The organism is Sporosarcina sp. P13 (genome assembly GCF_002743055.1).
Classification (GTDB): domain Bacteria; phylum Bacillota; class Bacilli; order Bacillales_A; family Planococcaceae; genus Sporosarcina.
Genome location: NZ_PDYM01000078.1, coordinates 1 through 1716, shown reverse-complemented (window position 1 = coordinate 1716; position 1716 = coordinate 1). Strand labels below are relative to the sequence as shown.

Here is a 1716-nt window from a genome sequence, read left to right as displayed (position 1 = left end):
ACAGGCAGGCATGTTAACCGCTACACCACGGGACCTTGGTTGCGGGGGCAGGATTTGAACCTACGACCTTTGGGTTATGAGCCCAACGAGCTACCACTGCTCCACCCCGCGATAATATAAATCTTACATAATTCTTTCTTAACTCGACTTTATTATTTTAACATAACAAAGGAGTAATGTAAAGCTTTTTTTGAAAAATAATGGCGGAGGAAGAGGGATTCGAACCCCCGCGGGCTTTAACACCCCTGTCGGTTTTCAAGACCGATCCCTTCAGCCGGGCTTGGGTATTCCTCCGTAAAGTAAGTAAACTGGTGGACCTTGCAGGACTCGAACCTGCGACCGGACGGTTATGAGCCGTCTGCTCTAACCAACTGAGCTAAAGGTCCTTAGATAGCGGCGGAGGGGGTCGAACCCACGACCTTACGGGTATGAACCGTACGCTCTAGCCAGCTGAGCTACGCCGCCACGATTAGTATTAGTCAGTTATAAATAATGGTGGAGCCTAGCGGGATCGAACCGCTGACCTCCTGCGTGCAAGGCAGGCGCTCTCCCAGCTGAGCTAAGGCCCCATTAAGTGGTCGGGAAGACAGGATTCGAACCTGCGACCCCTTGGTCCCAAACCAAGTGCTCTACCAAGCTGAGCTACTTCCCGACTATGTATTTTATAAAAAAATATGGCGCGCCCGGCAGGAGTCGAACCCACAACCTTCTGATCCGTAGTCAGACGCTCTATCCAATTGAGCTACGGGCGCATATTATGAAAATGGTGCCGAGAACCGGAATCGAACCGGTACGGTAGTCACCTACCGCAGGATTTTAAGTCCTGTGCGTCTGCCAGTTCCGCCACCCCGGCAAGGATGAAAAAGCGGAAGACGGGATTCGAACCCGCGACCCCGACCTTGGCAAGGTCGTATTCTACCACTGAACTACTTCCGCATAAAAGTGCGGGTGAAGGGAGTCGAACCCCCACGCCCGAAGGCACTAGATCCTAAGTCTAGCGTGTCTGCCAGTTCCACCACACCCGCAATATGTTACTAGAAAAATGGTGAGCCGTACAGGATTCGAACCTGTGACCCTCTGATTAAAAGTCAGATGCTCTACCAACTGAGCTAACGGCTCGTACAAAGTGGTGCCGGCGAAAGGACTTGAACCCTCAACCTACTGATTACAAGTCAGTTGCTCTACCAGTTGAGCTACACCGGCAAGTGTAGAAATATGGTGGAGGATGACGGGCTCGAACCGCCGACCCCCTGCTTGTAAGGCAGGTGCTCTCCCAGCTGAGCTAATCCTCCTGGGTATAATAACTATTCAATACTTATTCTTTTATCAATCAAACCTGCATGCATTAAACATTCAATTCGGTTGATCTTTAGAAAAGAATTGCCTGGCGACGTCTTACTCTCACAGGAGGAAACCCCCAACTACCATCAGCGCTGAAGAGCTTAACTTCCGTGTTCGGTATGGGAACGGGTGTGACCTCTTCGCTATCGTCACCAGACTCGTCCTTTTTGAGGACATTTACTATTATAACACTTTCAATTATAAATGCAAGCATTATTTTAAATTCTTTTCGAGTAAATTTTTGTTCACTCAAAACTGAATAAAAGACATTGTGTAGTTCAAGTAACTACTTTTAAAAATAGGTTAAGTCCTCGATCGATTAGTATCTGTCAGCTGCATACGTCGCCGTACTTCCACCCCAGACCTATCCACCTC

Annotated in this window: 13 tRNA genes and 1 rRNA gene; all 14 read right to left on the bottom strand. The window is 48.8% G+C overall.

Features of this window, described 5'->3' with window-relative positions:
- Positions 1–36 precede the first annotated feature (36 nt).
- The 14 genes from CSV79_RS16470 to rrf all read right to left on the bottom strand — a co-directional run bounded on the left by CSV79_RS16470 (position 37) and on the right by rrf (position 1498).
- Positions 37–111, bottom strand: a tRNA-Met gene (locus CSV79_RS16470).
- Between the two features lie 90 nt (positions 112–201).
- A tRNA-Ser gene (locus tag CSV79_RS16465) sits at positions 202–294 on the bottom strand.
- Between the two features lie 15 nt (positions 295–309).
- Positions 310–386: transfer RNA gene (locus CSV79_RS16460), tRNA-Ile, on the bottom strand.
- Positions 387–391: 5 nt separating this feature from the next.
- Positions 392–465 (bottom strand) — tRNA-Met (locus CSV79_RS16455).
- Positions 466–493: 28 nt separating this feature from the next.
- Positions 494–569, bottom strand: a tRNA-Ala gene (locus CSV79_RS16450).
- Between the two features lie 6 nt (positions 570–575).
- Positions 576–652 (bottom strand) — tRNA-Pro (locus CSV79_RS16445).
- A 23-nt stretch (positions 653–675) separates the two neighbouring features.
- Positions 676–752: transfer RNA gene (locus CSV79_RS16440), tRNA-Arg, on the bottom strand.
- Between the two features lie 12 nt (positions 753–764).
- Positions 765–853, bottom strand: a tRNA-Leu gene (locus CSV79_RS16435).
- An 11-nt stretch (positions 854–864) separates the two neighbouring features.
- Positions 865–936, bottom strand: a tRNA-Gly gene (locus tag CSV79_RS16430).
- 7 nt (positions 937–943) lie between these two features.
- A tRNA-Leu gene (locus tag CSV79_RS16425) sits at positions 944–1025 on the bottom strand.
- 18 nt (positions 1026–1043) lie between these two features.
- Positions 1044–1119 (bottom strand) — tRNA-Lys (locus tag CSV79_RS16420).
- Positions 1120–1127: 8 nt separating this feature from the next.
- Positions 1128–1203 (bottom strand) — tRNA-Thr (locus CSV79_RS16415).
- Between the two features lie 13 nt (positions 1204–1216).
- Positions 1217–1292: transfer RNA gene (locus CSV79_RS16410), tRNA-Val, on the bottom strand.
- Between the two features lie 90 nt (positions 1293–1382).
- Positions 1383–1498, bottom strand: a 5S ribosomal RNA gene (gene rrf / locus CSV79_RS16405).
- Between the last annotated feature and the right edge of the window lie 218 nt (positions 1499–1716).